Source organism: Thiomicrospira sp. WB1, from assembly GCF_001507535.1.
Classification (GTDB): Bacteria; Pseudomonadota; Gammaproteobacteria; order Thiomicrospirales; family Thiomicrospiraceae; genus Hydrogenovibrio.
Genome location: NZ_LQBN01000001.1, coordinates 362,019 through 379,136 on the forward strand (window position 1 = coordinate 362,019; position 17,118 = coordinate 379,136).

At 57.3% G+C, this 17,118-nt stretch carries 19 protein-coding genes; 6 read left to right on the forward strand and 13 right to left on the reverse strand.

Annotation, left to right across the window (positions count from 1 at the left end):
• Positions 1 to 122: 122 nt before the first annotated feature.
• The 6 genes from AVO41_RS01635 to AVO41_RS01660 form a co-directional block, all read right to left on the reverse strand.
• Entirely contained in the window at positions 123 to 740 is a 618-nt protein-coding gene (locus AVO41_RS01635; protein ID WP_068581636.1) for an FMN-dependent NADH-azoreductase, read from the reverse strand.
• Between the two features lie 128 nt (positions 741 to 868).
• Entirely contained in the window at positions 869 to 1,516 is a 648-nt protein-coding gene (gene adk, locus AVO41_RS01640; protein WP_068581638.1) for an adenylate kinase, read from the reverse strand.
• Between the two features lie 64 nt (positions 1,517 to 1,580).
• Positions 1,581 to 2,468: a fructosamine kinase family protein gene (locus AVO41_RS01645; protein ID WP_068581642.1), complete on the reverse strand. Its 888-nt coding sequence runs from the start codon at positions 2,466 to 2,468 to the stop codon at positions 1,581 to 1,583.
• Between the two features lie 30 nt (positions 2,469 to 2,498).
• Positions 2,499 to 4,994 (reverse strand): penicillin-binding protein 1A, encoded by a 2,496-nt coding sequence (locus AVO41_RS01650; protein WP_068581645.1) that lies wholly within the window; start codon positions 4,992 to 4,994, stop codon positions 2,499 to 2,501.
• A 130-nt stretch (positions 4,995 to 5,124) separates the two neighbouring features.
• A complete protein-coding gene (locus tag AVO41_RS01655) occupies positions 5,125 to 5,340 on the reverse strand; it encodes a hypothetical protein (protein ID WP_068581648.1) in 216 nt (71 codons plus the stop codon).
• A 143-nt stretch (positions 5,341 to 5,483) separates the two neighbouring features.
• Entirely contained in the window at positions 5,484 to 6,353 is an 870-nt protein-coding gene (locus AVO41_RS01660; RefSeq protein WP_082676415.1) for a YicC/YloC family endoribonuclease, read from the reverse strand.
• A gap of 124 nt (positions 6,354 to 6,477) precedes the next feature.
• Between AVO41_RS01660 and rdgB the strand changes: the two genes are divergently transcribed.
• The 4 genes from rdgB to AVO41_RS01680 are packed head-to-tail and all read left to right on the forward strand — an operon-like array spanning position 6,478 to position 9,741.
• Positions 6,478 to 7,089: an RdgB/HAM1 family non-canonical purine NTP pyrophosphatase gene (gene rdgB / locus AVO41_RS01665; protein ID WP_068581653.1), complete on the forward strand. Its 612-nt coding sequence runs from the start codon at positions 6,478 to 6,480 to the stop codon at positions 7,087 to 7,089.
• Between the two features lie 44 nt (positions 7,090 to 7,133).
• Positions 7,134 to 8,894, forward strand: a complete 1,761-nt coding sequence (locus AVO41_RS01670) for a DUF1538 domain-containing protein (protein WP_068581656.1) — start codon at positions 7,134 to 7,136, stop codon at positions 8,892 to 8,894.
• Positions 8,891 to 9,292 carry a P-II family nitrogen regulator gene (locus AVO41_RS01675; RefSeq protein WP_068581659.1) on the forward strand — a complete coding sequence of 134 codons (402 nt, stop codon included), beginning with the start codon at positions 8,891 to 8,893 and terminating at the stop codon, positions 9,290 to 9,292. The genes AVO41_RS01670 and AVO41_RS01675 overlap by 4 nt, the downstream gene beginning before the upstream one ends.
• A complete protein-coding gene (locus AVO41_RS01680) occupies positions 9,289 to 9,741 on the forward strand; it encodes a hypothetical protein (protein ID WP_068581663.1) in 453 nt (150 codons plus the stop codon). The genes AVO41_RS01675 and AVO41_RS01680 overlap by 4 nt, the downstream gene beginning before the upstream one ends.
• A 32-nt stretch (positions 9,742 to 9,773) precedes the next feature.
• On the opposite strand, the gene AVO41_RS01685 is transcribed toward AVO41_RS01680, so the two are convergent.
• Both AVO41_RS01685 and xthA read right to left on the reverse strand, forming a co-directional pair.
• On the reverse strand, positions 9,774 to 10,475 hold the full coding sequence (locus tag AVO41_RS01685) for an FAD-binding oxidoreductase (RefSeq protein WP_068581666.1): 702 nt from the start codon (positions 10,473 to 10,475) through the stop codon (positions 9,774 to 9,776).
• A 15-nt stretch (positions 10,476 to 10,490) separates the two neighbouring features.
• The gene (gene xthA / locus AVO41_RS01690; RefSeq protein WP_068581669.1) at positions 10,491 to 11,318 is read right to left on the reverse strand and encodes an exodeoxyribonuclease III; all 828 of its coding nucleotides are present in this window, start codon (positions 11,316 to 11,318) and stop codon (positions 10,491 to 10,493) included.
• Positions 11,319 to 11,436: 118 nt separating this feature from the next.
• On the opposite strand from xthA, the gene purU reads away from it, so the two are divergent.
• On the forward strand, positions 11,437 to 12,291 hold the full coding sequence (purU, locus tag AVO41_RS01695) for a formyltetrahydrofolate deformylase (protein WP_068581672.1): 855 nt from the start codon (positions 11,437 to 11,439) through the stop codon (positions 12,289 to 12,291).
• Between the two features lie 15 nt (positions 12,292 to 12,306).
• On the opposite strand, the gene AVO41_RS01700 is transcribed toward purU, so the two are convergent.
• From AVO41_RS01700 to AVO41_RS01720, 5 genes are all read right to left on the reverse strand, one after another.
• Positions 12,307 to 12,594: a coiled coil domain-containing protein gene (locus AVO41_RS01700; protein ID WP_068581675.1), complete on the reverse strand. Its 288-nt coding sequence runs from the start codon at positions 12,592 to 12,594 to the stop codon at positions 12,307 to 12,309.
• Between the two features lie 76 nt (positions 12,595 to 12,670).
• Positions 12,671 to 13,453 (reverse strand): energy transducer TonB, encoded by a 783-nt coding sequence (locus tag AVO41_RS01705; RefSeq protein ID WP_068581678.1) that lies wholly within the window; start codon positions 13,451 to 13,453, stop codon positions 12,671 to 12,673.
• 5 nt (positions 13,454 to 13,458) lie between these two features.
• Positions 13,459 to 13,842, reverse strand: coding sequence for a biopolymer transporter ExbD (locus AVO41_RS01710; RefSeq protein WP_068581680.1), 384 nt, complete (start codon positions 13,840 to 13,842; stop codon positions 13,459 to 13,461).
• Positions 13,829 to 14,275: a TonB-system energizer ExbB gene (gene exbB / locus AVO41_RS01715; protein ID WP_068581683.1), complete on the reverse strand. Its 447-nt coding sequence runs from the start codon at positions 14,273 to 14,275 to the stop codon at positions 13,829 to 13,831. The genes AVO41_RS01710 and exbB overlap by 14 nt, the downstream gene beginning before the upstream one ends.
• 42 nt (positions 14,276 to 14,317) lie before the next feature.
• Positions 14,318 to 16,534 carry a GNAT family N-acetyltransferase gene (locus tag AVO41_RS01720; RefSeq protein WP_068581684.1) on the reverse strand — a complete coding sequence of 739 codons (2,217 nt, stop codon included), beginning with the start codon at positions 16,532 to 16,534 and terminating at the stop codon, positions 14,318 to 14,320.
• 85 nt (positions 16,535 to 16,619) lie between these two features.
• Here AVO41_RS01720 and AVO41_RS01725 point away from each other — a divergent pair, with 85 nt between their 5' ends.
• Positions 16,620 to 17,105 (forward strand): hypothetical protein, encoded by a 486-nt coding sequence (locus AVO41_RS01725; protein ID WP_068581687.1) that lies wholly within the window; start codon positions 16,620 to 16,622, stop codon positions 17,103 to 17,105.
• The last annotated feature ends 13 nt before the right edge of the window (positions 17,106 to 17,118 follow it).

Consider the following 17,118-nt stretch of genomic DNA (forward strand, 5'->3'; position numbering starts at 1 on the left):
ATGGAAAGGATGCGGCCAAGGAGATTTAGCACGAGAAAGGGCGTTGACCGGCAGGAAAAGCAATCGTAACGCAGCGACCCGCTTTCGCGAGTCGCTGTGAGGTCAAACCGTCCTATGAAGGATCAATCGGTCAGTTGAGCCAGCCAGGCATCGACGCTCTGACGCGCCTGGACCTCCCCTTTTTCCTGACTGGCTTCGTCGCCAGCCATGCCGGGAAGGTTGATCACGGTGACGTCATCAATGCCGATGAAATTCAAGGCGGTTTTAAGATAGGGGCCGACAAAATTCATGGCGTCCATGGGCGGTTGCGTGTAGTCGCCACCGGACGCGGCCAGGATCACGGCCCGTTTGTTTGCCAGCAACCCTTGCGGTCCGTTTTCGGTGTAAACGAAGGTCTCACCCACGCGCAGAACGTGGTCGATCCAGGCTTTGAGTGTGGACGGGATGGTGAAGTTGTACATGGCCGTGCCAATTAAGAGCACATCCGCGTCTTTGAGCTGATTCAGGTATTGGTCGGATCGCGTCAGGACGTCTTTTTGTGCCTCGCTGCGTTCCTCGGGCCGGGTGAAGTAGGCACCAATCATGGCTTCGGTCATGTGTGGCGGTGGGTTCTGCGCAAAATCGAGTTGCGCCAGGGTCTCGTGGCCGGCATTTGACCAGGCCTGGTGAAAATAATGAGTCAGGTTTTTGGAGTGCGAGCCTTGTGTCAGGGCACTGGCATCAATTTGTAGCAGTTTCATCGCGACCTCTTGCCTCTTGCATTGCGTTGATGGAATGCCGTCAGTTTAGCGAAACGAGGTTGGGAATCCGAGAGGGCAGGTAGAAAAAGACTGTTGCCGGAATGGCAACAGTCGAATGGGTGACGGCTTTACTTGAGGCCGTCCAGAATGTTTTTTTGAACCTGGTCGATGTCCTGAGTGCCATCCACACGCACATAGACCATGTCGGCATTGGAGCGGGATTCGCTCTGATAGTAATCCACCAGCGGCGCGGTTTGTTCGTGATAGACGCTCAGTCGATCCTTGACCACTTCGGGTTTGTCGTCGTCGCGCTGGATCAGCGGTTCGCCGGTCTCGTCATCCTTGCCGTCGGTTTTGGGTGGGTTGTACGTCAAGTGATAGGTGCGCCCGGAGTTCGGGTGCACACGGCGGCCAGCCATGCGCTCGACGATGGTGTCGTCCGGCACATCGATTTCGACCACGGCATCAATGGCGACGCCGGCGGCTTTCAACGCATCGGCCTGGGGCACGGTGCGGGGAAAGCCGTCGAGCAGAAAGCCGTTTTTGCAGTCGGGTTCGGCAATGCGGTCTTTGACCAGACCGATGATGATCTCGTCGGTGACCAGCTTGCCTTCGTCCATAAAGGCTTTGGCCTTTTTACCCAGTTCCGTGCCGGCCTTGATTGCGGCACGCAGCATGTCACCGGTGGAAATCTGCGGGATATCAAAGGTTTCGGTCAGAAATTGAGCCTGGGTGCCTTTGCCGGCCCCCGGGGCACCTAATAAAATCAGTTTCATGGTTTTTCCTTGTTGACGTCGTTTGCGGGCATTTTAACAAAATTCATGGCCCCATGCCCGTCTCTCAGGAGCGCTCCAGGCTGTCGAGCAGTCCCTGAATCATGGCAATGGCCTGGCGTTGATAGTGCCCACCGAACAGGTTGAAGTGATTGAGCACATGGTAGAGGTTATACAATGCTTTGCGCTGCTGGTAGCCAGCGTCCAGCGGAAAGACTTCGTTGTACCCCCGGTAGAAGTCAGCACTGTAGCCGCCGAAAAGTTCGGTCATGGCAATGTCGGCTTCGCGGTCGCCATAATAGCTGGCCGGGTCGAAAAAGACCGGGTCGCCGTCGCTGTCGAAAGCACTGTTGCCCGCCCAGAGGTCGCCATGCAGGGGCGAGGCTTCAGGCTGATAATCGGTGAAAAAGCCGTCCAGCTGGTCGATCAGGGTTTGTCCAAGCTGATCCAGTTGAGCCCCGGCGCCCGCGTCCACTGCCAGTTCAATCTGGTGGCGTAAGCGTTTCTGGCCATAAAATCGTACCCAATCGGTGTCCCAGCCGTTGGGCTGCAGCGTGTGGCCGATGTAGTTGTCCTGATGCCAGCCAAAATCGCCGCTGGGGTTGACCTGGTGGTGGAGCAGTGCCAGGTCTTTGCCGCGCTGATAGTCGTCGCCCTGAGCGCGCATGGGCAGCCAGTTCAAAATCAACCAGGCCTGGTGATTTTGGCTCCCCACGGCAATGACTTTGGGGGTCTGGATGCTGCCGGTGGCCTGAAGGCGATTCAAACTTTCGGCTTCGGTTTCAAACAGCGCCAACTGGTCAGCGTGATTGAATTTGACGAAAAAATCGCCCGCCGAGGTATGCAGATGCGCCGCCTGATGGATGTCACCGCCGGAGACAGCGGAGGCCGAGGTGATGTGTGTCGCCTGTCCCAATGCTTCAGACAGGGGGGCGTTTAACGTCTGCCAGTCCATAAAATCTCCTAGTTGCCGGTTGCCAGGGGTCTATTGAAACAGTTCCTGGGTGATTTTTTCCATCTCGGTGGCTTCCACGCTCGGGATTTCCGGGGCATTGTCTTCGCGGAAAATTTCAAACACCGCGTTTGGGTTGTCGGCGGGAACCGCTTGTCCGGTGTCGGGATTGATGGGAATGTTCACCAGCCCGGACGGGGTCGGGATCGGCGTATTGGCATAAGGGGCCAGCGCCGCTTCCATGTAATCGATCCAGATAGGCAGTGCCGCGCGGCCGCCGACCTCAGAGCGTCCCAGCGTGGAGGGCGTATCGAACCCGACCCAGACGGTGGTGGCAATGTGCGGGTTGAAACCGGAGAACCAGGCATCGACCTGGTTGTTGGTGGTACCGGTTTTGCCAGCGATGTCGTTGCGCCCCAGTTGTTTGGCTTTGCGCCCCGAACCGTAAGCGATCACGTCCTGCATCATCGAGGTGACCAGATAAGCGTTCTGCGGGGTGATGGTACGCGGCGCATAAGCCGGGTCATTGTCTTCGCACTGGAACTGGCAGGCGGTTTTGGGCTCGGCCTGATAGATGACGTCGCCATTGAAGTCACGCACCCGATCAATCAGGTAAGGGTCAATGCGATAGCCGCCATTGGCAAAGGTCGCGTAGCCGCGTACCACCTGTTGCGGGGTCAGCTGGACGGTGCCCAGCGCCAGCGACAGGTTGCGACTGGCATTGAGCGCGTCATCAGGAAAGCCGAAACGACGAAAATAGTCGGCCGCGTAGCCCACGCCGACCCGCTGTAGAAGACGAATGGAAACCAGATTGCGCGAATAAGCCAGCGCTTTGCGCAAGCGGGTGGGGCCGTAAAAACGCCCCGAGTAGTTTTCCGGTTTCCAGGTGTCTTCGAGGTTACGGTCTTCAAACACCACTGGCGCGTCATTGATCACGGTGGCCACGGTCATGCCCTGTTCCAGCGCACTGGAGTAAAGGAACGGCTTGATGTTGGAACCGACCTGACGCTTGGCCTGAGTCACGCGGTTGTATTTGCTTTTGAAATAGTCATAGCCGCCCACCAGCGCTTGAATGGCCCCAGTGCGGGCATTGACCGAAATCAATGCGCCCTCAACGTTCGGGTTTTGAGCCAGTTGCCAACGATCCTCACGTTGATGCACGTAAATAAGGTCCCCCTGCTCAAGCACATCGGTCACGGCTTCCGGTTTGGGGCCCGTTTTGTTGACACTGAGATAAGGACGCGCCCAGGCCAGATCGGCCAATGGCAGGGAGGCGGTTTGCCCGTTTTCCAGAAGAAGGTCGGCCTGCTTGGCCTGAACCGTCGTGACCACCGCCGCGACCAGATCGCCATAAACCGGCATCTCATCCAGCCGTTTCAACAGGGCATCCTCATCGGTCATCTGGCTGGGCGATAAATGGCCGCTGGGGCCGCGATAACCATGGCGACGTTCATAGGCCTGCAGCCCCTGGCGGACCGCCTGGTTGGCCACGGCCTGCAGCTCGCTGTTAATGGTCGTGATCAGCGTCAGGCCGTTTTCCAGCGCGTCTTCCCCAAACTGTTCCAAGGCAAAACGACGGGCCATTTCAGCGATGTAGTCGGCTTCGATGTCAATGCGGGCGCCCGTGAGCTTCGCATGCACTGGCGTGGCCTTGGCGGTTTCAAACTGCTCGTCGGTGATGTAATTGTTTTTGTGCATCTGGCGCAGTACATAATTGCGCCGGATCATCGCTCTTTCCGGGTCGTAGATCGGATTGTAGCGGGATGGCGCCTTGGGCAAACCGGCGATCATCGCGTATTCGTTTAAAGCCAGTTCATCAATGGGTTTGCCGTAATAGGTCTGTGCCGCGGCGGCCACGCCGTATGAGCGATAGCCCAGAAAAATTTTGTTCAGGTAAAGTGCCAGGATTTCCTGTTTGCTCAAATAATGTTCGATTTTGTAGGAAAGGACGATCTCGTTGAATTTGCGCAAAAAGGTGCGCTCACGCGACAGGAAAAAATTACGCGCCACCTGCATGGTGATGGTGGAACCGCCGGATTGTTTGCTGCCGGTGGTGACCAGTTCGAACACCGCCCGCGCGATCCCCATATAGTCCACGCCGCCGTGTTCAAAAAAGTTTTCGTCCTCGGCAGAGATGATGGCCTGGGTCATCAGCGGGGGAATTTCGTTGTAATCAAGCGGCAGTCGCTTTTGGGTGCCGATTTCGGTGATCAGCTGCCCGTCCTGGGTTTCGATGCGCAAGGGGACTTTGTAGGTGACATCTTTCAATTCCCGCGGGTCAGGCAGGTTGGGCAACAGGGTCCAGACGTAACCGCCGACCAGCAGGGCCGGCAACACAAAGAACAGAAACAGACCGCCCCAGATCAGGCGACGGCGCTTGCGGCGGCGTTTGGACGGGTCCGGTTGCGGGGAGGACGATTCGGGCTCATTTTCCGACGCATCGGGAGAGGCCTTCGTCGGGTCGTCGGGCGTTGACGCTAATTCGTCGAGATTGATTTTCGGATCACGTTGGGTGTCGGAGTGACTCATGGGGCAGCGGCCAGTCGTTCTGTGAGGACAAAGACGCTATTATATGCAATCTGGCGCGGGAATCCCAGATTGGGCGGAGAGAAAAAACCCGGCAGCGAGGCCGGGTTTCGTTTGAAGCAATGGGGGCGAATTAGGAGCGCTTGGAATAGCGACCGCTGCGAATGTCGTCCCACATAAGGTACAGGTTGCCGCCAACAATGAACACGATCGACGCGATCACGGCTGCTGCTGCGATGTAAACCTGCAGGGACTGAGGCAGAATGTTTGCCCAGATACCCAACAGAACCGCCAATGGGATCACAACGGTGACCACCAGAACCCCTAGCAATTTAATAAAATTATTCATGTGCTTTCCTCAGACTTTGTTGTGATCGATAACAACACGTCAAAACTATACTCAGCTTTGGCGCAAAATTCAATTAGGAAACTTGATCCGGATCAATAAACCGGCGCGCTTTGAGCGCAAACGGGTGTCCCGTTGCGCCGGTTTTATTCGATGTTCTGAATTTGCTCGCGCATCTGTTCGATCAGGACTTTGAGTTCGATGCTGATCTGGCTGATGTCAGTGGCCGGGGATTTGGCGGCAATGGTGTTGGCTTCGCGATTGAGTTCCTGCATCAGAAAGTCCAGGCGTCGTCCTACCGGACCGGTGCTGTCCATCACCCGTTTGACTTCGGTCAGGTGGGCATTGAGACGGTCGATTTCTTCGTCAATGTCCATTTTCTGAATCAATAACGCGGCTTCCTGCGCCAGGCGTTCGGCGCTGACGTCCAAGTCGGTACGCTCAAATTTCTGTTTGAGTTTTTGTTGGGTCTGGGTGCGGATCTGCGGCATTTTCGCCTGAGCTTGTTTGACTTCGGCCCGGGCTTTGTCCAGTCGTTGCATCAGGCCGTTTTTCAGAGCAATGCCTTCGCGCGTTCGGGTTTGCACGTGTTCATTCAGCGCCTCTTTCAATGTATCGAGCAGGCGTCGCTTGAACTGTTCAGGTTTGAGGTCACCGAAGGCAGACTCTTTGACCAGGCCTGGCCATTTCAGCACTTCGACCGGATCGATGGGCCCGGCCTCGCGCAGGGTGTGCTGAATCTGTTCCAGATTGTGGCTCAGTTGCGACAGCAGTCCACGGTCCAGCTGCAGGCTGTCCTGGCGGCTGGCCGGTTGCAGAGTCAGGCTGAGCGTGACCCGGCCGCGTGCGATGAATTGCTTGAGCAGGTCGCGCAGCGCAGGTTCGCAAAATGCGGTTTCCGGGGGGAGCTGGTACTGGGTTTCAAGGTAGCGATGATTGACGCTGCGCAGGGTCCAGACAATCTCGCCCCAGCTATCCTGAAAGGTTCGGTGGGTGTAAGCGGTCATACTTTTCATGGGCTTGAAACCTTTGGCGCGTTGGGTTTGCTATAATTGTGCCGTTTCGATGATGCGATGTAAATGTAGGCGTTGGTCTCAGCCAGCGCTGCGCATCCGAGAGGTAATAAGCAGGGACGGCTTTATGGCGGAACACAGAAAAGAGCAATGGGTGCTGGCCACGGGCAATCCGGGCAAACTGGCTGAAATGCAGTCACTGCTGGCCCCGCTTGGTATTGATTTGCGTCCGCAAAGCGACTTTTTTACGGAGGCGGCCGAGGAAAATGGCCTGAGCTTTGTTGAAAACGCGCTGATCAAGGCGCGTTTTGCGTCGGAAAAAACCGGCCTGCCCGCGATGGCCGATGACTCCGGGTTGGAGGTGGCGGCGCTGGACGGGGAACCGGGGATTTTTTCGGCGCGTTACGGTGAAGGCTTTCAGGGTCAGGCGGCCAGTGATGCGGTCAATAATGCAAAATTAGTGGATGCGCTGCAGGGCGTTCCCGCCGAAAACCGCCAGGCCTGCTATTACTGTGCCATGGTCTGGGTACGTCACGCCCGTGATCCGGTGCCGCGGATCGGATTGGGCCAATGGTGCGGCCAGGTTCTGGAAGCCCCGCAAGGCGAGGGCGGGTTTGGTTACGACCCGCTGATCTGGTTGCCTGAGCAACAGTGCACCGCGGCGGCGTTGCCCAAAGCCGATAAAAACCGGCTCAGTCATCGTGCTCAAGCCATTCACGCTTTGATGCTACAGTTTTAACCTTTCATCCGGGCTCTTACAACGTTTAACACGGTTTGATTTTCATGGAAAAACAGGAAATTCCCTACCACGAGGTGGTGCAGCGCGAGCGCTTTGATACGCGTGTGATCGATTATGGTGAGCTGACGCGTTCACCGGAAGCGGCCTACAGCAAGTTTCGCATCACCCCGATGGATGCTTACCGGCTGCTGAAACCCTACTTTAACGACCGCATTGGCGACCAGTTGCGCGCGGTTTTGCCCCTGGCTTTGTACCTGGCGCTGTTTCAGATGATTATTTTGCGTCAGCACGTTATGGATGCCGGCGTGATCACCGCCGGGTTAATGGCGGTGATTATCGGGTTGATGCTGTTTATGGAAGGACTGCGTCTGGGGCTGATGCCCTTTGGGGAGACCATCGGTAATAAATTGCCGCAGAAATCCACGCTGCCGGTAGTGCTCGGCATCGCCTTCATTCTCGGGATCGGAGTGACGTTCGCCGAACCCGCGATCGGGGCGCTGAAAGAAGCCGGCTCCAATGTGATTCCCGAGGACGCGCCTTATCTGTATGCGATGTTGAATTTTTATGCCGAGCGACTGGTGCTGGTGGTGGGCATTGGTGTGGGACTGGCCGCACTGTTGGGGACCTTGCGTTTTTTGTATAACTGGAGCCTCAAACCCATGATTTTTGCCACGGTGCTGCCGGTGCTGGCACTGACGGTTTATGTGGCACTGGACCCGCAGCTGAGCCCGGTCATTGGGCTGGCGTGGGACAGTGGGGCGGTGACCACTGGGCCGGTGACGGTGCCACTGGTGCTGGCGCTGGGCATTGGCATCGCCTCCGCAGCCGGAAGCGGCAATCAGTCGTTGAGCGGGTTTGGAATTGTGACGCTGGCCTCACTGTTTCCGATTATGGCCGTGTTGCTGTTGGGGCTGTATGTGCAGTCGGCGATGACGGTGCCTGAAATTCTGGCGCAGGCCAAATCGATTCACGCCGCCGATCCGACCTGGTATCAGGTGACGCCTATGGCGGAAATCATCGGTGGCTTGCGTGCGATTGTGCCGTTGATCCTGTTTCTGGGGCTGGTGCTGGTCTTTCTGTTGCGCGAAAAAATGCGCGACAGCAAAGTGGTGATGCTGGGGCTGGGCTTTGCCATTGTGGGCATGATCGTGTTTAACCTGGGCCTGACCTACGGTCTTGCCAAGCTGGGCGGGCAGGCCGGTTCCATGATTCCGGCCGCGTTCATTCAGATGGATGGCGTGGATGAGTCGCCGTTTTATTGGTTCAGTCTCGGGATTGCCATCACCTTGTTGTTTGCGTTTCTGCTCGGGTTCGGGGCGACGGTGGCGGAGCCGGCTCTGAACGCGCTGGGCATGACGGTGGAGACCCTGACCAACGGGGCATTCAAAAAGAAAACCCTGATGACGGCCGTCGCGGTGGGCGTGGGGATCGGGATCGCCACCGGCGTGGCGAAGATTATTTTCGACTGGTCTCTGGCGTGGCTATTGATCCCGACCTATCTGTTTGCGCTGGTCTTGACGCTGCTTTCGACGGAAGAATACGTCAACGTGGCCTGGGACAGCGCCGGCGTGACCACCGGGCCGGTCACGGTGCCGTTGGTGTTGGCGATGGGTCTGGGTCTGGGTCTGGCCGTGGGCGCAATCGAAGGCTTCGGCATTCTGGCAATGGCTTCGATCGGTCCGATTATCTCAGTGCAGTTGACAGGCTTGGCAATCCGACTGCGCTTGTACTGGCAGGAGCGCCGTCGCCTTAAAGAAGAAGCGGCCCTGGATCCAACCTATCAAAAAGGGAGTGTGAACGCATGAGTGCACAAAAGGAAATGACCATTCTCACCGGTGTGTCCCTGATCACCTGCATGGTGCAAAAAGGCAAGGGCGAAGCCGTGGTTGCGGCCGCCCGTTCGGCCGGCGCTCAGGGTGCCTCCATTCATTTCGGGCGCGGGGCCGGTGTGCGTGAACGTCTGGGGCTGCTCAGCATTACCGTGGAAGCAGAAAAAGAAGTGATTCAGATCATGGTGTCCAAGCAGCAGGAAGAAGAGGTGTTTGCGGAAATGTTTGAAGCGGGACAGCTCGATACGCCGGGCATGGGCATTATGTTTGTCACCCCGCTGGAAAAAGCCGCGGCGTATATCCCGCCGCATGTGCTGGAACGCATTGAAAAAGACCGGGTTGCCAGAAAAACCAACCGTCAGGAAATTCTATGAGCGAGACCGAAACGGATACCCAGAAAAAAACGCCTACGCTGTTGCATGCCAAGCTGATTGGTGGGGTGATCGCACGCGGCGAATCCAAACGCGTCCTGGAGGCCTTGCCGCCGGGGAAAATCATGGCATCGGAGTACGTCTCCATCCGCAACGCTCAGTCCACCATGGCGGGCGAAAACTGGGAGGAGATGGACCTATTGCGTCTGGTGGTGCGTGCTGATGACGCCGAGGACGTGTTTGCCCAATTGCATGAGCTGGCTGAGGTGAGCACGCGGGAAGGGGTTTATTTGTATCAGCACGATGTGCCCCGCTGCACCGAATATACGCTGCCCTTCCTGCCTGAGGAAGGCCTGGCGCTCAGCGTGCTCAAGGACCCGGAACAGGCCCGAGAGATGGGGCTCGACGATGAGCAGGTCGCTCAGTTGAAGACGCTGGCTCAAAACGAGTAAGCATCACGCTGAGTGTTTCAGCGCTTTCTGCCTCAGTTAAACTGGGCCTCATCCAGCCCGGCATCGATGAAGTCGGCTTTGGCCGCTTCCTGCATGGGCCAGGGGCCGCACACCAGCACCCGGGCACCGCTCAGGTCCGGGCGATCGGCCAACACCTGTTCATGCACCAGCCCAAAATACATTCCGTCTTCCTGCACCTCTGAGAGCACCGGCGTGTAGCGCAGCAGTGCGTGCTTGTCGGCCAGTTCGGTCATGACGTCGTGATCGTAAAGATCCTGGCGTGTGCGGGCGCCCCAGTAAAATTCGATCGGCGGGTGGGTTTCCAGAGCCAGCAGCTCGTCCAATACCGCTTTCATGGGCGCAAACCCGGTGCCGCCGGCGATGAGTATGATGGGGTTGTAGGTTTCCGCTTTGACCGTTTCAGCGTCCAAATGGTATTGATCATTGGGGCCTTTCACGCGCAGAGTCGCGCCCGTTTCCAGTTGAAACAACTGGGTCATCCAGTCGGTGTGATCGTGGTCGCGAATGTGCAACTCGATCAACCCGTCGCGATGATGCGCCGCCGCGATGGAAAAGGGCTTGAGTTCGGTGTCGTTGAAGCCCAGCATCACATACTGGCCCCCGCTGTACGCAAACGGTTCAGACGGCTGCAGGAACAGTTTGCAGGTGTCGTCGGTCAGAAGCTGACGGTCGACCAGCGTCATGTCTTGCAGGTGGGGCGTGCTTGTGGCCATATGAGGGAAATCCTTTTAGTTCAGTGCGAAATCGGTCCAGACCGGTGCGTGGTCGGACGGCTTTTCCATGCCGCGAATGTCATAACAGACGCCGCTGTCGATGGCTTTTTTAACCAGGCCTGGTGTGGCCAGCAGGGTGTCGATGCGCAGGCCGCGTTTGGGCTCGGCCTGAAACCCGCGGGAGCGGTAATCAAACCAGCTGAAGGTGCGGTCTTCGTCCGGGTGGATCTGACGGAACGAATCCTTCAGCCCCCAGCCGATCAGAGTCTGCCACCATTCGCGCTCTTCGGGCAGGAAGCTGGTTTTGCCATCGCGCAACCAGCGTTTGCGGTTTGGTTCGCCAATGCCGATGTCTCGATCTTCGGGCGAGATGTTGAAATCGCCCATGACGATCAGGTTTTCATCCGGCGAACATTGCGTGTTGAGGTAATCCATCAAGTCCTGATAAAACTTTTCCTTGGCTGGAAATTTGGTGGGGTGGCTGCGGTTTTCACCCTGAGGAAAATAGCCGTTCAGGACTTTCAGCGTTTCGCCGCCCGGGGTTGTGAAAGTGCCGATGATCATGCGTTTTTGCGCTTCCTCCGTGTCGTGGTCCCAGCCGTATTGACAGTCGGTGAGTGTGACCTGATCCGGGTCAAACATCAGGGCCACGCCGTAATGCGTTTTCTGGCCCATAAAAACAGACTGGTATCCCAGTTTTTCCAGGTCTTTGACCGGAAATTCGTGGTCCTGCACTTTGGTTTCCTGCAGGCCGACGATGGCCGGATGCAATTCGGATTTGAGCGCATCCAGCTGATGCAGGCGCATGCGCACGCTGTTGACGTTGAAAGAAACAATTTTCATAAGGAAATGACTTGGTTAAATAAAAAATGATTATACCAGAGGCCATGCCAGCCGTCAGGCACATGACGGTCGGGTGTCACAGTGCTAAAATGCCCCAATCGTAGAAGAAGGAATTGCCATGAGTCGTGTGTTTCGTTTGATTATTTCCTGCCCCGACCAGGTCGGGATTGTGGCCAAAGTGGCCAGTTACATTGCCGAGCAGGGCGGATCGATTGTGGAAGCCAATCACCATACCGATTCGGTCAACCAGTGGTTTTTTATGCGCCATGAAATTCTGGCCGAATCGCTGAACAATGACCTGGAAAGCTTCAAGCTGGGGTTTGAAACCATTGCCCGGGATTTTGACATGCAATGGCAGATCACCGACTCGGCGAAACCCAAAAAGATTGCTCTGTTTGCGTCAAAAGAATCGCATTGTCTGGCGGACTTGTTGTACCGCTGGCACGACGAAAACCTGCCCGGCGACATTGCCTGTGTGATCGCCAATCACCCGGATCTGCAACAGATGGCGCAGTGGTATGACGTGCCCTTTCATCATGTGCCGGTCACACCCGATACCAAGCCCGAGGCGTTTGCTCGGGCCGAGGCGCTGGTGGCCGAGTACGACGTGGATGTGATTGTGCTGGCGCGCTACATGCAGATTCTGCCGCCGCAGATGTGTGCCGATTACGCCGGGCGGGTGATCAACATCCATCACAGCTTCCTGCCCTCATTTGTGGGTGCCAAACCCTACCATCAGGCGTATGAGCGTGGCGTGAAGCTGATCGGCGCGACCTGTCATTATGTGACCGAAGAATTGGACGCCGGGCCGATCATCGAACAGGATGTGATTCGTGTGTCGCACTCACACACCATCGATGACATGCGCCGTCAAGGTCGGGATGTGGAAAAAACCGTGCTTTCACGCGGGCTACGCTATCACCTGGAGGACCGTGTGCTGATCCACGGCAACAAAACCGTGGTATTTGCCTGACGCCGTTTTCCCGGTTTAGTCAAATCGGGCGCGGGCCTTCTGAATGGCTTGCTTAAGGCTCGTCAGTGCCTCATCCGCGCCTTGCGTCAGATCTTCCCAGGCTTGAGAGCCGGGTTGCTTGAGTGCATCAAGTTTCTGCTGGGCGTCGGCCTGCATGTGCGTTAACCGATCCACTTCATCCTGATAAGCCAGTTTTGCATCGGCTTGTGCCTGTTCTGCCTTGGCTTTGAGCTGATCGATTTGCGCTTTCCACTCATCCAGTTGTGCCTGAAATTTCTGTCTCTGTGCCTCGTCTCGGTTCATGGTTGACCTCCTGATTTCCTTTTACCCTAACAACCTGCATGGCGGGCTGCAAGGTGTTCGTATTTCAAACCGAGGTTCAGCGTAGCTGGAAATGGATGGGCACGCTCAGACGCCAGTGCGGGCGCTGGATGCCGTCAAAAAAGGGTTTGAAACGCATTTTCAGGCGCTCTTGCAGAATTTCCCGAGATGCCTCATCCAGCAAAGGATGGCCACTGCTTTGCAGAATCTGCAGGTCGGTGATGCGCCCGTCCCGGTGAATGGTAAAGGCGAGCCGGACCTCGCCTTCCATGCGGCGGCGCTGGGCCCGGCGCGGGTAGACGTCCTGTGCCAGTTGTGCCAGGGTCTGGTTAAGCTGGTTGAGGTAGCGCTGTTCGGCGGCGTCAATCTCAGCCTGGGAGAGGGTGGGCGGTTTCGGTTCTGGTGTTTTGGGCACGGGCTGAGGCGCAGGGTCCGGCTTAGGTTTCGGTTCTAGTTTGGGTTCCGGCTTGGGTTCCGGCTTAGGTTCCGGCTTAGGTTCCGGCTTAGGTTCCGGCTTAGGTTCCGGCTTGGGTTCCGGCTTGGGTTCCGGCTTGGGTTCCGGCTTGGGTTCCGGCTTGGGTTCCGGCTTGGGTTCCGGCTTGGGTTCCGGCTTGGCTTCCGGCTTGGCTTCCGGCTTAGGTTCCGGCTTAGGTTCCGGCTTAGGTTCCGGCTTGGGTTCCGGCTCGGGTTGCGTTTGGAACATGCTGAGTTCAATCGGCAATGCCCGTTCATTGGATGGCATCGTCCGGGATTCGCTTAACCACCAGCCTGCCAGAGCCATGCCGGCGAGCAGATAAACGCCGACGGTGACAACAAAGGCTTTGAACGTTCGGTGCTTCATACCGTTTAGGCGCCTTTTTCGGTCAAAAACGTCAGATTGGTCAGCTGGTGGGTTTTGAGCAGGTCGACCAGACCGATAAAGTGCCCGAATTCGGCTTTTGTGTCGACTTTGATCACGATCGGCGTCTGTTTGTCGAGGGGCTTGAAGCGTGCGCCCAGTGTGGGCAGGTCAATGGCTTGGGCTTCCAGAAATAATTGTCCCTGGGCATCAATCGCCAAATGCAGCGGATCGGTGTCAGGCGGCACATAGCTTTGTGTGTTTTGGGTTTCAGGCAATTGGATGTCGAGCGAGTCGGTCACAATGAAACTGGCCGTGGTCAGCACCACCGCCAGTAGAACCAGCATTACATCAATCAGGGGGATGACGTTGATGTCGTCAAAGCGTTTCATGAGGCCCCCGTTGCGATGCCATGGCTTGGAAGCGGCTCATTTTGACGTCCACCTGGCGCATCAAGAGGTTGTACGCCATGATGCTGGGGATGGCCACGGCGATGCCGCCGGCGGTGGCTTTCAGCGCCAGTGCCAGTCCGACCATGATCTGGCCGGTGTCGATGCTCTGGTTCATGCCCAGATCATAAAACGTCACCAGAATGCCCAGCACTGTCCCCAGCAAGCCCACATATGGGGCATTGGCGCCGACGGTCGAGATCAGGGTCAGGTTTTTGGTCAGCGCCACGTTCAGAAGGGCCGGGTGGGTAAAGTCATCCAAGACCAGGTGGCGATAAAACAGGACGCGTTCAATCGTAAACCAGGTGGCCACAAAAGCCATCAATCCCAATAAAGAAAACACCACTGGGTCAAGATAGGTTTTAAGGAGTTCCATAATCGGTATGCCTGTTGTTAAGAATGATTATTGTAATCAATGTTAATTGTGTTTCAAGCCGTTTCTGTTTGCTTGGTTTGTAAAATGCCGGGCCAGCCATGACCGCCAGGCCTGCTCCAATTGTTTTCGACTGGCGCAGTCGGTGTCTGCCAGTGCCTTGGACCAGGGCTGATTTTGCACCACCTTTTTTAACCAGGCCTGCCCGAGCGCATCGAGGGGCCAGGTCGGCTGACAAAGCTGGCTCAGGGTCCAGTGGCGCAACGCCAGCGCCAGACTGTCAAAGTCGCGCCCGGCAAGGTAATCCGGCAGCGCGCAACCGGCCTCAGCCTCATTGCTGGGGGGCGCCAGAGACCAGAGCGAGGTTAAGAGGTCGGCAGGCAGTTCAGCAAAGGGCCCGGCCAGTTGCCACGACCATTCGTCATAAAAGCGGTGCCAGCCCTGGGTGGTGATTTTTTTTGCCGGGTCCGACTGGGCATGGACCATCATAACCGAATGCAGGGCGCTGGCGTGGTCGCGTTTGAATCCAAGGTGCATCGGCATGAAGTTCTGGCGCTGCCAGAAACGAATCAGTTGTGCGGTGGCACCGAAACTGGTGCTGACATAGTCTTTTTTCTGGGCAGCATCGCTTTGCAGAAACGTGCTGAGCAGGTGGGTGCCCAGTTGCTGGTGCTGACAGTCGGGGGCGATGGCGAGGCGTTGAATGCGCCAGCCGTGCAGGCTTTGCCAGGTGTTGTCCCAGTTCAGTTGGGCCAGTTTTTGTGCCACCAGGTGCCCTCGAAAGCGACGCCCCGGTTTGAATGAGGGCAGTCCGCCCTCCGGCAGAGCCCAGAGCACGCCCACAATCTGTTGCCCCTGTTGCAGTGTCCACAGTGACTGCTCGGGCAGTGAGAGCAGACGCATCAGGTCATTGGGCCGATGCTGGTAGTGAGACTGACTGAGCAGTGCCATGATCTGGTTGACGGTGTTGGGTTGGGTCAGCAATTCTGCCGTTTGCCAGGTGCGGACGCTGGGCGCATCGCCTGAACGTCGGGTTTGCTCCGAGAAGGGGGAGGAAGACAGATACAGCCGTTCATTCAGTTGCCGTTCCAGCGGGTCGTTCGGTGCCCAGCGGATGGGCGTGCTTAGGGTGTGGTGAAACACTCGGTCAAAGCGCTCGCGCAGCCGAGGCAGCAATTTGAGCGCAAAGCCCTGCCCGGACCCTTCGTAGCCGTCGGTGGTCGTGGCCATCACCACGCGCGGATAGGTGTCGAGCAGCGTTTCGAGCAGAGCCTGTGACAGGTGCGCGGCTTCATCAATCAACAGAACTTCCGGCGACGGCTGGCGGTTGTGCACCAGGTCATCCGGTGGGCGGTAGTCGAGAAAATGGCGCTGACCGTTTTGCGGGTTGGTCCATTGCAGGCGCGTGTCAGACAAAAGCTCGCAGTCGGGCTGGCGCTGCAAAAACGACCAGGCCTGGTGAATTTGCGAGGGTCGTGCCGCCGTCAGCGTTAACCGGGTCTTGCCTGTTTGCCAGAGTCGCCAGATGGCAAGCCCCAATAATGTGGATTTACCGCGTCCCCTCGGTGCGTCAATGATCAGCGGACGTTTGCGATGCCCCAGTGCGACGGTTTCAATTTTTGACCAGGCCTGTTCCTGTTCCGAGGTCGGTCGAAAGGCTTGGGGCGTCGGTTCGGGATTGGACGGTGTTGTTTGAGCGGGCCAGTCAGGCAGTTCGCGCAAACAGTCGGTGCCGCTTCCCTGACGAAGGGTCAGCGCCGCTCCCTGTTGCAGCCATTGAGTAAATCCGTCGCCCGGGTCGCTTTGGCCGTGACCGAGAAACGCCGTCAGGGCCGGGTTGGGCTCGTTGCGCAAGGGAGCCGGCAGTCCGAGAACGCAAACGCCGCCGCCGCGAATCATGCCGCCGACCAGGGCCAGTGCGTCCGCTTCGATGCCGTCGGCCAGATCCAGCACGGCCAGATCGATTTCCTGCCCCAGTGCCTGTTTGAGCCGTGCACGCGGCATGGCCGTACACCCTTTTGGTAAGGCCTCGGGTGCTCGGGCCTCGCTTTCCGTGATCCAGAGCCCTGTTTTATGTGCCTCTTGCCAGGGTTCAAGCAGGGCTTTGATCAGTGCATGACGCCAGCGTGGCTCTCCCTGGAGTCGGATCAGGGTGCGATGACGGTGCCGCTGCAAATGGGCAAAAAGGGATTGGCGCCATTGTTGAAAAGGCGTACCATGAAAAGATACATCGTTATCGCATGGTTGGGAGACGTCGGTCATGGTACTCAGGGTTGCCAGGTTTCAATGCTTTAAATGCGCGAGGTTGCAAAACCGCCACTATAGCAAAAAAAACGCATGGATAGCAGTGCTCGGACTGTTTCTGCTTTACGTCTGGGCCGGGCCGACGCAAGCCCAGACCTTAAACGCCTGGCAACTTGAGGAGGCCCGCGATCTGGCGGCAATCGGCGAGCAGGCCGCGGAAAAAGGTCATCCGGTGATGCTGCTTTTTACCCGGCTGCGAGGCGGGGGCGCCGCTACCCTGAAAGAAGAAGCGATTCTGCCGGTGGTGGAAAACGGCTTGCTGGACGGCTACGCGGTGATGCTGGAAGTGACCCTGAATTCGGGCGGGGAGGTGATTGATTTTTACGGCGAGCCCGTGTCGAAGCAGACCCTGGCCGACTGGTACAACATTACCAAATACCCGACCCTGATCACGCTGGATCCAAGCGGCGAAGAGATCAGTGAGCGTATGGAAACCGCCGGTGCCTACGTGTATGTCCCGCATCGTATTCAGAAAATGGTCAATCAAGGCCTGGCGGCAATGGGACAAAGTAAGCGCTTGTCGTTTTGAATGTTTGAGCAAG